Source organism: Pseudomonas sp. 2995-1, assembly GCF_002742505.1.
Taxonomy (GTDB): domain Bacteria; phylum Pseudomonadota; class Gammaproteobacteria; order Pseudomonadales; family Pseudomonadaceae; genus Aquipseudomonas; species Aquipseudomonas sivasensis.
This window is the reverse complement of record NZ_LJSA01000249.1, coordinates 105,203-120,581: the sequence shown is the minus strand read 5'-3', so window position 1 is coordinate 120,581 and position 15,379 is coordinate 105,203. Positions and strand designations below refer to the sequence as shown.

Here is a 15,379-nt window from a genome sequence, read left to right as displayed (position 1 = left end):
GAACAGATTCCTCATTTGGCGTCTTTATTGACCGTATTGAGCAAAAATTTTCCGATCAGGTCCTCAAGTACCAGCGACGACTGAGTGTCGTGGATTGTCGAACCATCCTTGAGCAGGGCTGTTTCCCCGCCCACGCTGACACCGATGTACTTCTCGCCCAGCAGCCCCGCAGTGAGGATAGATGCAGTAGAGTCGGTAGGCAGATTATCCACCTTCTTGTCCAGTTGCATCGTCACTCGCCCGGTGAAGCTGTCGCGATCCAGATCGATTGCCGTGACCTTGCCAATGGTTACACCGGCCATGGTCACTTTAGCTCTGACAGTCAAACCGGCGATATTGTCGAAGTATGCGTAAAGTTTATAAGTATCGGCGGTTGGGCTGGCCGAAAGACCGCTGACTCGCAGAGCCAGCAACAGTAAAGCCAGGATGCCAGCCAGCAAGAAAAGGCCGACACCGATTTCCACAGTGCGGTTTTGCATCAGAAGTCTCCAAACATCAAGGCGGTCAAAATGAAGTCAAGGCCAAGTACTGCCAGCGAGGCGTACACAACGGTCTTGGTGGTGGCACGACTGATCCCTTCTGAGGTGGGCTCACAGTCATAGCCTTGGAATACGGCGATCCAGGTCACTACAAAGGCGAAAACGATGCTCTTTATAATGCCATTGAGCACGTCACCACTGAAGGTCACGCTGTTTTGCATGTTGGCCCAGTAGGAGCCGTCGTAGACGCCAAGCCAGTCCACCGCTACCCACGAACCGCCCCAGATACCGACCACGCTGAAGATCATCGCCAGCAATGGCAGGGAAATGAAGCCGGCCCACAGGCGCGGGGCAACAATGTATTTGAGCGGGTCCACACCGATCATTTCGAGGCTGGACAGCTGCTCGGTAGACTTCATGTTGCCAATTTCGGCAGTCAACGCGGAACCTGCGCGCCCGGCGAACAGCAACGCGGTCACCACCGGTCCCAGTTCACGTAGCAGCGTCAGGGCAACCATCTGCCCCACTGCCTGCTCCGAACCGTAGCTGGACAGGATATTGAAGCCCTGCAACGCCAGCACCATGCCGATGAACACCCCGGAGACCACAATGATCACCAGGGACATCACACCCACCGAATGCAGCTGCTTGATCAACAGGCCAAAGCCACCGCCAATACCGCCGCGGCCGAGCAAGGCGTGGAACAGGAAAATCGTCGAGCGGCCGAGCACTTCGACGATGTCGATGCCGGAGCGACCGAAAAGGCGAACTTTCTCGATAAGAGATGTTTTGCGCATCAACGCTTCCCCAGAAGATCTGAGCGGTAATCCGCTGCCGGAAAGTGGAAAGGCACAGGGCCATCGGGGTCGCCGGTCATGAATTGGCGAATGCGCGGGTTGTCGGCGTTCATCAGCTCTTCAGGCGTACCCTGCCCCAGCACCTGGCCATCACCGACCACATAGAGGTAATCGGCAATGCTCGCGGTTTCTGCAAGGTCGTGGGAGACCACGATACTGGTGATACCCAGGGCATCGTTGAGCAGACGGATCAGTCGTACCAGCACACCCATGGCGATCGGATCCTGACCGACGAAGGGCTCGTCGTACATGAGAATCTGTGGATCGAGGGCAATGGCTCTCGCCAGGGCCACACGGCGCTTCATGCCGCCGGACAGTTCGTCGGGCATCAGATCAATTGCGCCACGGAGGCCGACGGCCTGCAATTTCAGCAACACAATGTCGCGAATCATTTCGTCGGACAGCTGGGTATGCACCCGCAGCGGAAACGCTACGTTCTCGAACACATCGAGGTCGGTGAACAGCGCACCGCTCTGGAACAGCACGCCCATATGCTTGCGCGCATCGAACAGATCACTGCGCGACAGCGTAGGCAGGTTTTGGCCATTGACCCACACTTCGCCGGCGCTGGGACGCAATTGCATGCCCATCAACCGCAACAGCGTGGTCTTGCCGCAACCGGACGGCCCCATGATGCCCGTGACCTTGCCACGGGGAATGCGAATATCGACGTTATTGAAGATGCTGCGCGTCCCGCGCTTGAAGGTCAGTCCCTTCAGCTCGACCGCGTAGGCGTTATCGGCACTCATCTAAACTCCTTGGGATGCAGCCTCTCACTCAGACACCACGCATGCGACAAACGTTTGCAACGGCGACGCATATAGATAGCCACATGGGCTGGGCGGACCGAACTGGCGGCGAACTATATCACTGCTCGTACAAGGCGCCCAAGGCCGGAACAGCGCTAGTTCAGTTTGGGGACAGGGAAAAAACGTTGCCGACTGTGTGACTGAGGATCGATCTCAGTCCCCTGCTGAATAAAGCCTGACGAACTTGCGTGAGGGAATTGATCATTACCGCTATAATCGCCGACTTTTCGTCAGGCTATACGATTTCAGACATGAGCCAATCCAGCGACCTTATCCAATCCGCACAACGCACCATCCGCCTCGAAGTCGAAGCCGTAGAAGGCTTACTGGCCCATATCGACGCAGATTTCGTACGCGCCTGCGAGATGATTCTGGCCAGCAAGGGCCGCGTTGTCGTGGTCGGCATGGGCAAATCGGGCCACGTCGGCAACAAGATCGCCGCCACCCTGGCCAGCACCGGGACCACGGCGTTTTTCGTGCATCCGGCGGAGGCGAGCCACGGCGACATGGGCATGATCACCAAAGATGACATCATCCTGGCGCTGTCCAACTCCGGCACCACCAACGAAATCGTGACCCTGCTGCCGCTGATCAAGCGCCTTGGCATCCAGATGATCAGCGTCACCGGCAACCCGGAGTCGACCCTAGCCAAGGCTGCCGATGTTAACCTGAACGTTCACGTCGCCCACGAAGCCTGCCCGCTGAATCTGGCACCAACCTCCTCCACTACCGCTGCCTTGGTTATGGGCGACGCCCTGGCCGTTGCGCTGCTTGAAGCTCGCGGGTTCACGGCTGAAGACTTCGCGTTCTCCCACCCGGGTGGCGCACTGGGCCGCCGCCTGCTGCTGAAAGTGGAAAACGTTATGCATTCAGGCGATGAATTGCCCCACGTCCAGCGCGGCACCTTACTGAAGGACGCGCTGATGGAAATGACTCGCAAGGGCCTGGGCATGACCGTGATCCTTGAAGCTGACGGCCGCCTGGCTGGGGTATTCACCGACGGCGACCTGCGCCGCACCCTGGACCGCACCATCGATATCCACACTGCGACCATCGATGCAGTGATGACGCCACACGGCAAGACCGCACGCCCTGAGATGCTGGCAGCCGAAGCATTGAAGATCATGGAAGACCACAAGATCGGCGCCCTGGTGGTTGTCGATAGCGACGACCACCCGGTTGGCGCCCTGAACATGCACGACTTGCTGCGTGCGGGAGTGATGTAAATGACCAGCGACCTGTTGCAACGCGGCAAAAACATCAGACTGGCGATTTTCGACGTTGACGGCGTGCTGACCGATGGCCGCCTGTACTTCCTCGAAGACGGCAGCGAATTCAAGACGTTCAACACCCTCGACGGCCAAGGCATCAAGATGCTGATGGCTGCAGGCGTGCAAACCGCGATTATCAGCGGCCGAAAAACTCCCGTTGTGGAACGCCGCGCACAAAACCTGGGGATTCCTCACCTGTATCAGGGCCGCGAGGATAAACTGGTAGTTCTGGACGAGCTTCTTGGCCAACTCAACCTAAGCTATGAGCAGGTCGCCTACTTAGGCGATGATCTGCCCGACCTGCCGGTCATTCGTCGAGTAGGGCTTGGCATGGCCGTCGCCAATGCGGCGGCGTTTGTTCGCGAGCACGCCCATGGCATCACCTGCGCCCGTGGTGGCGAAGGTGCAGCACGCGAGTTCTGCGAACTGATCCTGCGAGCCCAAGGCAGCCTTGAAGCGGCCCACGCCGCCTACCTATAGAGCGTTTTATGCTGAGCAAAAAGATTCGCAACTTCCTGTTATTCGGGGTCATTGCCGCGCTGTTCCTCGCGGTGGGCTACTGGAATATCAGTCCGGGGCGCTTCCTCGACCAGCCTGTTGCGCAGGTCGACGAAGGGGCCATCGACTATTACGCCACCAATGCCTATAGCGTGCAGTTCCTGCCCGACGGCAAGCTGCAGTACGAAATGACTTCGGACAAAGTCGAGCACTTGAAGGCCACCGAAGTCACTCTGCTGACTAATCCGGACCTTAATCTGTACCGCGGCACCGAATTTCCGTGGCATGTCACCAGCAAGCGTGGTGAGGTGAACCCCGACGGCACCGAGGTAGAACTGATTGACTCGGTACGTGTTGCGCGCACGGATGCCAAAGCCCGTGACACGGTGATTACCAGCAGTCGCATGACCGTATTCCCGCAGAAGCAATATGCGCAGACCGAGCAAGACGTTAGAATCGACGGCGCTGGCGGTGTATCGACTGGCAAGGGAATGAAAGCGTATTTGAAAGAAAGCAGGATACACCTGCTATCGAACGTAAGAGGACAGTATGAGGCTCGTTAAAACTCTCCCTATTTTGCTCGGTTTGGGCGCAGCACTGGGAAGCGTGAGCGCCTGGGCTCTGCCGAACGATAGCCAGCAACCGATCCACATCTCGGCTGACGATGCGCAACTGGATGACAAGCAAGGTGTTGCCACCTATACCGGCGGCGTAATCATCACCCAAGGGTCGATGAAGATCACCGGTAATACCGTGACACTGACGCGCACCCAAGCCGGTGACATTGACGTCGTGACCTCAGTGGGTAACCTGGCTTACTTCGAACAGAAGCAGTCCGCTGCCGACACTGGCCCGATGAAGGGCTACGGCAAGACCATTCAGTATCACGCCCAGCAGAATCGCATTGTGCTGATCGACCAGGCCAAGGTGCTCAGCCCCGATGGCAACTCCACGGAAGGTGAAAAGATCACCTATGACACCGTGAAACAGATCGCTAACGCCGGTCGTGCCAATGGCAGCAAGGTCACCGCACCGCGCCCACGCATCGACATGGTTATCCAGCCGAAGAAGAAGGCCGAGTAATGGCAACCCTGAAAGCCCAGCATCTGGCCAAGGCCTATAAAAGCCGTCAGGTCGTGCGCGACGTCAGCCTGTCGATCGACAGCGGCCAGATCGTCGGCTTGCTCGGCCCCAACGGCGCAGGCAAAACCACATGCTTCTACATGATAGTTGGCCTGGTCCAGGCGGATCAGGGTCGCGTACTGATCGACGACCTGGATGTCAGCCACCAGCCAATGCACGGTCGTGCACGCGCGGGTATCGGCTATCTTCCTCAAGAAGCATCGATCTTCCGCAAACTGTCAGTTGCCGACAACATTATGGCCATCCTTGAAACTCGCAAGGAACTGGACCGTGAGGGCCGCCGACAGGAGCTGGAAAGCCTGCTGCAGGAATTCCATATCAACCACATTCGCGACAACCTTGGCATGAGCCTGTCCGGTGGTGAGCGGCGTCGCGTGGAAATCGCCCGCGCCCTGGCCACTGCCCCCAAGTTCATTCTGCTGGACGAACCGTTTGCCGGCGTCGACCCTATCTCGGTTGGCGACATCAAGCAGATCATCCATCACCTCAAGGCCAAGGGCATCGGTGTACTGATCACCGATCACAACGTGCGTGAGACCCTCGATATCTGCGAAACCGCGTATATCGTCAACGATGGTCAACTGATCGCAGAAGGCGACTCCGCCACCATCCTGGCCAACGAACTGGTCAAGGAAGTGTATCTGGGTCACGAGTTTCGCCTGTAAAGCCGCCTGCACAAACAAGGCGGTGGCAGGTCGTTTGCCTGATGCGCGGGAGTCAATGAAAACCTCCGGTTTTTTATTGTTACCGCGCTCTAGGCAAAGCCCTCGATATCAGGCATATAATTTGCTTATGTTTGGCGCTCACGCGCCCTGTCGTGGATGGCGCGTTGCGCCGGCGAATAAGGTGTTAAGCCCCTGCCATGAAACCATCGCTAGTCCTAAGAATGGGCCAGCAGCTGACGATGACACCGCAGCTGCAACAGGCCATCCGCCTGCTCCAATTGTCGACCCTGGACCTGCAACAGGAAATCCAGGAGGCCCTGGAGTCTAATCCGATGCTCGAACGCCAGGAAGAAGGCGACGACTTCGATAATGCAGACCCGTTGGCCGACAACATCGAGCAAAAGCCCAACGCAGACGTGCAGGAACCGTCCTACCAAGAGACCGCCCCTACGGTGGATAACCTTGAGGAAGGCGATTGGAACGAACGCATTCCCAACGAGCTTCCCGTAGACACTGCTTGGGAAGACGTCTACCAGACCAGCGCCAGCAGCCTGCCCAGCAACGACGATGATGAGTGGGACTTCACTACCCGCACGTCCGCCGGCGAAAGTCTGCAGAGCCATTTGTTGTGGCAGCTGAACCTCGCGCCGATGTCGGACACCGATCGCCTGATCGCCGTCACCCTGATCGATTGCATCAATAACCAAGGCTATCTGGACGAGACACTCGAAGAGATTCTTGAGGCCTTCGACCCCGAACTAGATATCGAACTGGACGAAATCGAAGCCGTCCTGCACCGCATCCAGCAATTTGAGCCCGCGGGTATTGGTGCGCGCACTCTTAGCGAATGCCTGCAGCTGCAACTGCGCCAGCTGCCCGCCAAGACCCCATGGCTCGCCGAGGCCCAGCGCCTGGTCACCGACTACATCGACCTGCTCGGCAGCCGCGATTACAGCCAACTGATGCGTCGCATGAAGCTCAAGGAAGACGATCTGCGCCAGGTCATCGAGCTGGTGCAAAGCCTCAACCCGCGTCCCGGCTCGCAGATCGAGTCCAGCGAAGCCGAATACGTAGTTCCTGACGTGATCGTGCGCAAGGACAACGAGCGCTGGCTGGTGGAGCTTAACCAGGAGTCAGTGCCACGCCTGCGAGTCAACCCGCAATATGCAGGTTTCGTGCGACGCGCCGACACCAGTGCCGACAACACCTTCATGCGCAACCAGTTGCAGGAGGCGCGCTGGTTCATCAAGAGCCTGCAAAGCCGTAACGAAACCCTGATGAAAGTCGCCACGCAGATCGTCGAGCATCAGCGCGGCTTCCTGGAATACGGCGATGAAGCGATGAAGCCTTTGGTTCTGCACGATATCGCCGAAGCGGTAGGCATGCACGAGTCGACGATTTCCCGCGTTACCACGCAAAAATTCATGCATACCCCACGGGGTATTTATGAGTTGAAATACTTTTTCTCCAGCCATGTCAGCACCTCAGAAGGCGGCGAATGCTCGTCCACGGCAATCCGCGCAATCATCAAAAAACTGGTTGCCGCGGAAAATCAGAAAAAGCCGTTGAGTGACAGCAAGATCGCTGGTTTACTGGAGGCACAAGGCATTCAGGTCGCCCGTCGAACCGTCGCCAAGTACCGCGAATCCCTTGGGATCGCGCCTTCCAGCGAGCGTAAGCGTTTGATGTGACGGGCGGGCCATAGCGTTCCAGTGGCGGGTATTCCTACCCGCCGCTTTATGCACTGGCAACGAAGGAGAAGCTGTATGCAAGTCAACATCAGTGGACACCATGTAGAAGTCACCCCTCCCCTGCGCGAATATGTCGAGCAAAAGCTGAAAAAGCTTGAGGGTCATTTTGACAAGATCACCAATGTGCAAGTGATCATGAAGGTCGACAAGCTTCAGCAGAAAATCGAAGCGACCCTACAGATTCCTGGTGGCGAAGTAGTCGCCAACGCCGAGCATGAAGACATGTATGCATCAATCGATGCCTTGACTGACAAGCTCGACCGCCAACTTAAAAAGCATAAGGAAAAGCAGCAGAGCCTTCTTCAGGGCACAGGCCGCTAACACTCCCCACCCATGATTCGACTTGAAACCATCCTGACCCCCGGCCGTTCCCTCGTGAACGTGCCGGGCGGCAGCAAGAAGAAAGCCCTCGAACAAATTGCCAACCTGATCAGCAGCCAAGTGCCTGAACTGGAGATGCAAGATGTCTTCGAGGCTCTGATTGCCCGTGAAAAACTGGGTTCCACCGGTTTTGGTAACGGCATCGCCATTCCTCACTGTCGCCTCAAAGGCTGTGAGACACCTGTCAGCGCGCTGCTGCACTTGGACGCGCCTATCGATTTCGATGCCATTGATGGCGCCCCGGTCGACCTGCTGTTTGTTCTGTTGGTCCCACAGGCCGCCACCGATGCGCACTTGGAACTGCTTCGGCAGATCGCCAGCATGCTCGACCGCAAAGAAGTACGCGACAAACTGCGCAGTGCCGGCAGCAATGAGGCGCTGTACCAAGTTGTCTTGGATGAGCAAAACGGGCAGTAATCATGCGTTTGATCATCGTCAGCGGCCGCTCCGGCTCGGGTAAAAGTACCGCCCTCAACGTTCTTGAGGACAACGGCTTCTATTGCATCGATAACCTGCCGGCCGGCCTACTGCCGGAGTTGGCGGAACGCGCTCTTATCCACACCGAGCTGGCGCAACCTCTGGTTGCCGTTTCGATCGACGCCCGCAACCTACCCAGCCACCTCTCTCGGTTCCCGGAACTGTTGGAAGAAGTGCGCGCCAAGCATATTCATTGTGATGTGCTGTACCTGGACGCCGATGAAGAGACGCTGCTCAAACGCTTCTCCGAAACCCGTCGACGCCACCCCCTCAGCAGCCCTCACCGTTCTCTGGCTGAAGCCATCGAGGACGAAACCAAGTTGCTGGGGCCGATCATTGACCTCGCCGACCTTAAGATCAACACCACCGGCCTTAACCTTTACCAGCTGCGCGATGCCATCAAGCTGCGCCTGCTGAACCAACCGGAGCCTGGCACGGCGTTTCTCGTCGAGTCTTTTGGCTTCAAACGTGGCATGCCGGTGGATGCCGATCTGGTGTTCGACGTGCGCTGCCTGCCCAACCCCTACTGGAAGCCAGAGTTACGCGACCAATCAGGGCTGGACCTGCCTGTGGCTGAGTACCTAGCCGCGCAGCCGGATGTGGAGGAGATGTTCCAGGACATTTCCAGCTATCTGCTCAAGTGGCTGCCGCGCTTTGCCGCGAGCAACCGGGCCTATGTCACTATTGCCATTGGATGCACCGGCGGTCATCACCGTTCGGTATACCTGACCGAGCGCTTGGGCCAAGCACTGCAACAAACCCTCAAGAACGTCCAGGTTCGCCACCGCGACCTTAGCTGAAAGGAACACCTGCGCGATGCCCGCTCTGGAAATTGAAATCATCAACAAGTTGGGCTTGCACGCCCGCGCCTCGGCCAAGTTTGTCGGAGTAGCCGGGCAGTTCCCCTGCCAGATCAGGGCTGGACGCACACCTGAAAGCATGGTCGACGGCAAAAGCATCATGGCGATGATGATGCTGGCGGCCGGCAAAGGCACCAAAATTCATTTGAAGACCGAAGGCGAGCAAGACCAGGAAGCGATGGAAGCTCTGGTGGCGTTGATCAACAACTACTTTGATGAAGGTGAGTAACCTCACCCTTTGACACAAACGTGAAGCCGCAACGGCTTCACCCCAATGCGGTATCCATCGCCATCATCAAGCAAAATCCGATGCAGAGCCCCAAGCTGGCGAGCTTTTCGTGGCCATTGCGCCGCGACTCCGGGATCACCTCATGGGTCACTACCAACAGCATCGCCCCGGCAGCCAGCGCCAGCCCCAAAGGCAACAACACCTCGGCCAGGCTCACCAGCCAAGCGCAGAGCACGGCAAACACCGGTTCCACCAAGCCTGAAGCAGCACCAATCAGGAATGCCTTGGCCCGCGACATCCCTGCCCCGGCCAACACCAACGCAATCACAAGACCTTCGGGCACATCCTGCAAGGCGATGCCCATGGCCAGGCTGTCGGCATCCGGCATGCCGCCGCCGGCGGAGACGCCAACCGCCATGCCTTCCGGAATGTTGTGAGCAATGATAGCGAACACGAATAGCCAGATGCGCGGCGGTATCACCGGTTTGTCCGGTGTGCCCACCAGCATTTCCGGACTCGCGCCGGAGACCCTGCGGTCAACCAGATACAGCCCGAACGCTCCCAACATAATGCCGAAACTGATCAGCCCGCTCGCGCCCCAGGACGTAAGCCCCAGGCTTTCTGCAGCAGCAATACCCGGTACCACCAGCGAAAAGGCGGTTGCAGCCAGCATCACGCCAGCCCCAAAGCCCAGCAAGGTATCGCTCACGGCCACCGGCATCCGCCGAATCACCAATACCGGAACCGCGCCCAGCGCAGTACCGAGCGCGCAGATCGCCCCGCCCTGCAAAGCACGCAGGATGCGCGGTTCAAGGTCCAGCCAGGCCAGCCCGTGGGCCACCAGCAATGCAGTACCTGCCAGTAGCAGTAGCGAGCCAAGCGCATAGCGAAACAGCCGCACGCTGCCGATCGCCAGTGTTTCAGTGCCCATAGTCGGCCTTAGATCTTGTTATAGAGGTAAATGTCAGGCCATAGCAGCCTGATAGCGTGCGGCAACTTCTGGCCAGTTAATAACACTGTAGAAGGCATTGATGTATTCCGGGCGGCGGTTCTGGTAGCGCAAATAGTAAGCATGCTCCCATACGTCCAGGCCGAGGATCGGTGTGTTGCCGTTCATCAGCGGGCTGTCTTGGTTACCGCTGCTTTCCACCACCAAGGTTTTTTGCGGCGTAACGCTCAGCCAAGCCCAGCCACTGCCGAAGCGGGTCAATGCGGCTTTGGTGAAGGCCTCCTTGAAACTATCAAAACCTCCAACTTGCTCGTCAATTGCCTTGCCCAATGCGCCCTCTGGCTTACCGCCCCCTTGAGGTGACATCACCGCCCAGAACAGCGAGTGGTTAGCGTGGCCGCCACCTTGGTTGATCACGGCAGCGCGAAGCTTTTCCGGTAGTTGCTGCACGCTGGACACCAGTTTTTCCACCGGCCAGCCGGCGAACTCAGTGCCCTCGACGGCGGCATTAAGGTTGTTGATGTAGGTCTGGTGATGCTTGGTGTAGTGAATTTCCATGGTTTGCGCATCAATATGCGGCTCCAGGGCATCGTAGGCGTAAGGCAAGGCAGGCAAGGTATAGGTCATATTAATGTGCTCCGTATTGAGGCGTAGTTGGTTGCGCCGCAGTACCGCCCAGTAAGCGATGGGTGCGCGGGTACTCGCCGTGATCGCTGATGAAATTCAACAGTTCGACGTAAGTCTTGCTGCTCTGGCGCAGGGCGGCCTCCCGCAGCTGCGGGCTCAGGCGCGCGTCCTGCATGGTCTGCAGCAAGCGCTGGTGAATGGCGCAAAGGTATTCGGCGCTTTCCTCAGGCTGATTCAAGTGCAGGTGCAGGTCCGCCAGGTTGTGATGGGAAATGACGCAAGCCGCCACTGCTTCGTCGGCATTCGCCCAGCGTTCGAACAACACCTGGGCCAAGGCCAGGGCTTGCAAATAGGCCTCGCGAGCGTCAACCAACTCGCCTTGCATAAAGCAGCGATTGGCCCGTTCGATCGTGCGCTTCCAGTGCTCCATGGTGAGCCTCCAAAGCAGAGTCGGTGATTAAACGCCGCCAGCCGTGAGCTTTTCCGGATCCAGCAGGATTTCCAGTTGGCTGCGCGGCAAGTCGGTGTGCTCAAGGGCGACATCAATCACTGGACGGCCTTGCTGATAGGCCTTCTTGGCGATTTCAGCAGCCTTTTGGTATCCAATGATCGGGTTGAGTGCAGTAACCAGTATCGGGTTGCGCGACAGTGCTTCCTTGAGCTTGACTTCATTGACCTTGAAGCTGGCGATGGCTTTGTCCGCCAGCAGGCGGCTGGAGTTGGCCAGCAGTTCGAGGCTGCTGAGCAGGTTCTGGGCGATGATAGGCAGCATCACGTTCAGCTCGAAGTTGCCGGATTGGCCAGCGACGGTAATCACCGTGTCATTGCCAATGACTTGTGCAGCCACCATGGCAGTCGCTTCAGGGATTACAGGGTTGACCTTGCCGGGCATGATCGAAGACCCCGGCTGCAGGCCTTCCAGCTCGATCTCACCCAGGCCGGCAAGTGGACCGGAGTTCATCCAGCGCAGGTCATTGGCGATTTTCATCAGCGATACGGCGGTGGCTTTCAGTTGGCCGGACACCGCCACGGCTGTGTCCTGGGAACCAATCAGCGCAAACAGGTTTTTACCCGGAGTGAATTTCACATCCGTCAGGCTGCTTAGTTGCTGACTGAAACGCGCCGCGAATTCCGGATGGGCGTTGATCCCAGTGCCCACCGCCGTTCCGCCTTGCGCGAGGGCCTTCAGGCTTGGCAGCAAGTCCTGCAGATGACCGATATTGGCTTTGAGTTGCTGCGCCCAACCATCGAGTACCTGACTCATACGGACCGGCATGGCGTCCATCAGGTGCGTGCGGCCTGTCTTGATGAACGGGTGAACTTCTATGGCTTTCTGCTCGATCACCTGCACTAGGTGAAGAAGCGCCGGAAGCGTTTGCTCGTGCAATACCAGCGCCGCGCTGACGTGAATAGTGGTCGGGATAATGTCGTTGCTGCTTTGGCCGCAGTTGACGTGATCGTTCGGGTTCACCGCTTCGCCCAGCAAACGGCTGGCGAGGGTCGCGATCACTTCGTTGGCGTTCATGTTGGAGCTGGTACCAGAGCCGGTCTGGAAGATATCCACCGGGAAGTGCTGCATGAAGTCGCCTTCCAGCAACCCTTGGGCAGCATCAACGATGGCCTTGCCATGCCCTTCGCTGATTTGCTTGAGGTCGACGTTGACCTTGGCAGCAGCAGCCTTGGCAAGGATCAAGGCGCGAATAAACTGTGCCGGCATACGTTGGTGGCTGATAGGGAAGTTGTTCACTGCGCGCTGGGTCTGTGCACCATACAAGGCCTCGGCAGGCACTTGCAGTTCGCCCATGCTGTCGCGTTCGATACGGGTGTTACTCATCGTTAGATCCTTGCACCAGGTCGGAGTGGGAGATTGATGGCAGCAATTCGCACGTCGCCAATTGCCAGGCAAAGGTCTGCCAGCGCTTGAGGCGACAGGCACAGTGGGAGAGTTTTTCCAAGTCGCGCAGCGGGCGCCAAGCCTGATCCAGACAAGTGGAACGCCAATGCCAAGGCAAGGCGATATCACTGGCGGTATCGATTAACAGGCGGAATGATGTTTCAGCGATCGTCCACGGATGAGTCGCAGTGCAGCACGCCAGGTATCGACCCTCATTTAGGTAATGTTCGATCAGGCGAGGTTCATCAGGATCGAGGCCGCAGCGAATCTGACGACTCATCCAGCGCCAGCTTTCCAGGTACGGATCCTCATGCAGGACAGAACTCATGATCCACGCTCATTCGATAATGATATTTATTATTAAATGATATTGAGAATCAACGCAATGGCGGCATCGTGATCGCCCTGAATTCCAAGCACAAAAAAAGCGCGCTATCCGTGGGATAGCGCGCTTCTCAGAGAGGATCGATCAGCTGCCGGCGACAGTCATCCGCTCGATCAACACCGAACCGGTGCGAATATTGCTGCGCAGTTCCAGGTCGTTACCCACGGCAACGATCTGCTTGAACATGTCACGCATATTGCCGGCAATCGTCACTTCCTGAACCGCGAACTGAATCTCGCCATTTTCCACCCAGAAACCCGCCGCGCCGCGTGAGTAATCGCCGGTGACCATGTTCAGGCCGTGCCCCATCAATTCGGTTACCAACAGGCCACGTCCCATACGCCGCAACAGCGCTGCCTGATCTTCATCGCCATGGCTCACGAACAGGTTATGTACGCCGCCGGAGTTGGCAGTGCTGGGCAGGCCGAGTTTGCGGCCTGAGTAAGTACCCAGTACGTAAGACACCAACTCACCGTTCTCGACGAACGGCTTGGCGTACGTGGCTAGGCCATCGCCATCGAACGCCGAGCTGCCCATGGCGCGCATCAAGTGCGGACGCTCATCAATGGTCAACCAATCGGGAAACAGCTTCTGGCCAATGGCGCCTTCAAGGAACGACGACTTGCGATACAGATTGCCGCCCGAAATCGCGCCAAGGAAACTGCCAAACAAACCGCCCGCCAGCTCCGCTGAAAACAGCACCGGCACTTCGCAGGTTGGCACCGGACGGGCGCCCAGGCGGCTAGCGGCACGTTGTGCGGCACGCTGACCAATGCTGACCGGGTCGGCCAGCAGTTCACCCTGACGGCTCACGTCATACCAGTAATCACGCTGCATCTGGCCATTGGCCTCGGCGATCATCACGCAGCTCAAGCTATGACGGGTGGATGCATATCCCCCGATAAACCCGTGGCTGTTGCCATAAACACGACAGCCTTGGTGAGTATTCAACGTGGTGCCATCGGCGTTCTTGATGCGGGCATCAGCATCAAACGCAGCGGCTTCACAGGTCAGCGCCAGCTCAATGGCCTGCTCGGGCGTAATGTCCCAGGCATGGAAAAGATCGAAATCCTTCAAGTCCTTGGCCATCAGCGCTTTGTCTGCCAGACCTGAGCTTTCATCTTCGGAAGTGTGCTTGGCAATCGCCAACGCGGCGGCCACAGTCTCGCGAATGGCTTCCGGGCCACTGGCGGAGGTACTGGCCGACCCTTTGCGCTGCCCCGAATACAAGGTGATGCCAAAGCCCTGGTCGCGGTTGAATTCAACAGTTTCCACTTCCCGCTGACGTACCGACGTCGACAGACCCTGCTCCAGCGAGACCGCAACTTCACAGGCACTGGCCCCCTGGCGCTTAGCCTCGGCAAGGATCTGCTCGACTTGTTCCTGCAGGGCCGGTAACGCTTGCGGACCGACGCTTTGGGCTGCACTCATGGTTTTCTCCACTCAAATTCTGCTTTCGGTTAAGGCCATCGAGCGACCGGGCCGGACAAGCGGCCCCCGACTGGTTATCATGGCGGCGTTTCTTTGCGGACTGCCACCATGGTTGATTCTTACGACGACTCCCTCGATGGGGAGAAAAGCAAAACCCAGGTCAAACGTGAGCTGCATGCTCTGGTTGACCTTGGCGAGCGCCTTACAACGCTCAAGAAAGACTTGATTGCAAAACTGCCACTGACCGACGAGATGCGCCGGGCGCTTGCTGACGCACCCAAGCACACTGCGAATATCGCGCGTAAACGGCACATCATGTTTATCGGCAAGCTGATGCGCGATCAGGACACTGACGCCATTCTGGCCTTGCTTGATCAAACCGATGCCTCCACTCGCCAGTACAACGAACGTTTCCATAATCTGGAACGTTGGCGTGACCGCCTGATCTCGGGCGATGACGCAGTGCTGGAGAAATTCGTGCTGGACTACCCGGATGCGGACCGCCAACAACTGCGCTCCCTGATCCGTCAGGCCCAGCACGAGCAGGCGCATAACAAGGCGCCCGCCACCAGCCGTAAAATCTTCAAATACATCCGTGAGCTGGACGAGACTCAACGCGGACTGCGTTGATGCCCTTCCCCGGGTGGCGGTCTTCGCCACCCGAAGCTCCATC

20 protein-coding genes are annotated in these 15,379 nt (G+C 57.9%); 11 read left to right on the top strand and 9 right to left on the bottom strand.

From position 1 onward, the window contains the following. Positions 1 to 11 precede the first annotated feature (11 nt). From mlaD to AOA61_RS03330, 3 genes are read right to left on the bottom strand one after another with little or no spacing between them, the layout of a single operon-like run. Positions 12 to 479 carry an outer membrane lipid asymmetry maintenance protein MlaD gene (mlaD, locus tag AOA61_RS03340; protein WP_003171814.1) on the bottom strand — a complete coding sequence of 156 codons (468 nt, stop codon included), beginning with the start codon at positions 477 to 479 and terminating at the stop codon, positions 12 to 14. Beyond that, positions 479 to 1,276: a lipid asymmetry maintenance ABC transporter permease subunit MlaE gene (gene mlaE, locus AOA61_RS03335; RefSeq protein ID WP_010213107.1), complete on the bottom strand. Its 798-nt coding sequence runs from the start codon at positions 1,274 to 1,276 to the stop codon at positions 479 to 481. Before mlaE ends, mlaD begins: the two co-directional genes overlap by 1 nt. Next, positions 1,276 to 2,085, bottom strand: a complete 810-nt coding sequence (locus AOA61_RS03330) for an ATP-binding cassette domain-containing protein (RefSeq protein ID WP_003171811.1) — start codon at positions 2,083 to 2,085, stop codon at positions 1,276 to 1,278. The genes mlaE and AOA61_RS03330 overlap by 1 nt, the downstream gene beginning before the upstream one ends. Positions 2,086 to 2,396: 311 nt before the next feature. On the opposite strand from AOA61_RS03330, the gene AOA61_RS03325 reads away from it, so the two are divergent. From AOA61_RS03325 to AOA61_RS03280, 10 genes are all read left to right on the top strand, one after another. Further along, positions 2,397 to 3,371, top strand: a complete 975-nt coding sequence (locus tag AOA61_RS03325; RefSeq protein WP_032886281.1) for a KpsF/GutQ family sugar-phosphate isomerase — start codon at positions 2,397 to 2,399, stop codon at positions 3,369 to 3,371. Next, complete coding sequence (locus AOA61_RS03320; protein WP_032886280.1) at positions 3,372 to 3,896, top strand: HAD family hydrolase; 525 nt, start codon at positions 3,372 to 3,374, stop codon at positions 3,894 to 3,896. It abuts the gene before it with no gap. Between the two features lie 8 nt (positions 3,897 to 3,904). Continuing rightward, entirely contained in the window at positions 3,905 to 4,477 is a 573-nt protein-coding gene (lptC, locus tag AOA61_RS03315) for an LPS export ABC transporter periplasmic protein LptC (RefSeq protein ID WP_032886279.1), read from the top strand. Then, positions 4,464 to 4,997, top strand: a complete 534-nt coding sequence (gene lptA, locus AOA61_RS03310; protein ID WP_095183848.1) for a lipopolysaccharide transport periplasmic protein LptA — start codon at positions 4,464 to 4,466, stop codon at positions 4,995 to 4,997. The genes lptC and lptA overlap by 14 nt, the downstream gene beginning before the upstream one ends. Beyond that, the gene (gene lptB / locus AOA61_RS03305; RefSeq protein WP_099601140.1) at positions 4,997 to 5,722 is read left to right on the top strand and encodes an LPS export ABC transporter ATP-binding protein; all 726 of its coding nucleotides are present in this window, start codon (positions 4,997 to 4,999) and stop codon (positions 5,720 to 5,722) included. The genes lptA and lptB overlap by 1 nt, the downstream gene beginning before the upstream one ends. Before the next feature lie 197 nt (positions 5,723 to 5,919). Beyond that, entirely contained in the window at positions 5,920 to 7,413 is a 1,494-nt protein-coding gene (locus AOA61_RS03300) for an RNA polymerase factor sigma-54 (RefSeq protein WP_032886277.1), read from the top strand. Between the two features lie 75 nt (positions 7,414 to 7,488). Beyond that, a complete protein-coding gene (gene raiA, locus AOA61_RS03295; protein WP_095183847.1) occupies positions 7,489 to 7,794 on the top strand; it encodes a ribosome-associated translation inhibitor RaiA in 306 nt (101 codons plus the stop codon). 12 nt (positions 7,795 to 7,806) lie between these two features. Continuing rightward, positions 7,807 to 8,271 (top strand): PTS IIA-like nitrogen regulatory protein PtsN, encoded by a 465-nt coding sequence (gene ptsN, locus AOA61_RS03290; RefSeq protein WP_032886276.1) that lies wholly within the window; start codon positions 7,807 to 7,809, stop codon positions 8,269 to 8,271. 2 nt (positions 8,272 to 8,273) lie between these two features. Continuing rightward, positions 8,274 to 9,131 (top strand): RNase adapter RapZ, encoded by an 858-nt coding sequence (gene rapZ / locus AOA61_RS03285; RefSeq protein ID WP_032886275.1) that lies wholly within the window; start codon positions 8,274 to 8,276, stop codon positions 9,129 to 9,131. Positions 9,132 to 9,147: 16 nt separating this feature from the next. Further along, entirely contained in the window at positions 9,148 to 9,420 is a 273-nt protein-coding gene (locus AOA61_RS03280) for an HPr family phosphocarrier protein (RefSeq protein WP_032886274.1), read from the top strand. A 37-nt stretch (positions 9,421 to 9,457) separates the two neighbouring features. On the opposite strand, the gene AOA61_RS03275 is transcribed toward AOA61_RS03280, so the two are convergent. From AOA61_RS03275 to pmbA, 6 genes are all read right to left on the bottom strand, one after another. Further along, a complete protein-coding gene (locus AOA61_RS03275; RefSeq protein WP_099601139.1) occupies positions 9,458 to 10,351 on the bottom strand; it encodes a ZIP family metal transporter in 894 nt (297 codons plus the stop codon). Between the two features lie 33 nt (positions 10,352 to 10,384). Beyond that, a complete protein-coding gene (locus AOA61_RS03270) occupies positions 10,385 to 10,996 on the bottom strand; it encodes a superoxide dismutase (protein WP_095183844.1) in 612 nt (203 codons plus the stop codon). Between the two features lies 1 nt (position 10,997). Further along, complete coding sequence (locus AOA61_RS03265) at positions 10,998 to 11,426, bottom strand: hypothetical protein (protein ID WP_032886271.1); 429 nt, start codon at positions 11,424 to 11,426, stop codon at positions 10,998 to 11,000. A 27-nt stretch (positions 11,427 to 11,453) separates the two neighbouring features. Next, entirely contained in the window at positions 11,454 to 12,830 is a 1,377-nt protein-coding gene (locus AOA61_RS03260) for a lyase family protein (RefSeq protein ID WP_099601138.1), read from the bottom strand. Next, positions 12,823 to 13,218: a FagA protein gene (locus tag AOA61_RS03255; protein ID WP_095183841.1), complete on the bottom strand. Its 396-nt coding sequence runs from the start codon at positions 13,216 to 13,218 to the stop codon at positions 12,823 to 12,825. The genes AOA61_RS03260 and AOA61_RS03255 overlap by 8 nt, the downstream gene beginning before the upstream one ends. A gap of 141 nt (positions 13,219 to 13,359) precedes the next feature. After that, on the bottom strand, positions 13,360 to 14,706 hold the full coding sequence (gene pmbA, locus AOA61_RS03250; protein WP_099601137.1) for a metalloprotease PmbA: 1,347 nt from the start codon (positions 14,704 to 14,706) through the stop codon (positions 13,360 to 13,362). A 108-nt stretch (positions 14,707 to 14,814) separates the two neighbouring features. Here pmbA and yjgA point away from each other — a divergent pair, with 108 nt between their 5' ends. Beyond that, complete coding sequence (gene yjgA, locus AOA61_RS03245; protein ID WP_017138246.1) at positions 14,815 to 15,336, top strand: ribosome biogenesis factor YjgA; 522 nt, start codon at positions 14,815 to 14,817, stop codon at positions 15,334 to 15,336. The last annotated feature ends 43 nt before the right edge of the window (positions 15,337 to 15,379 follow it).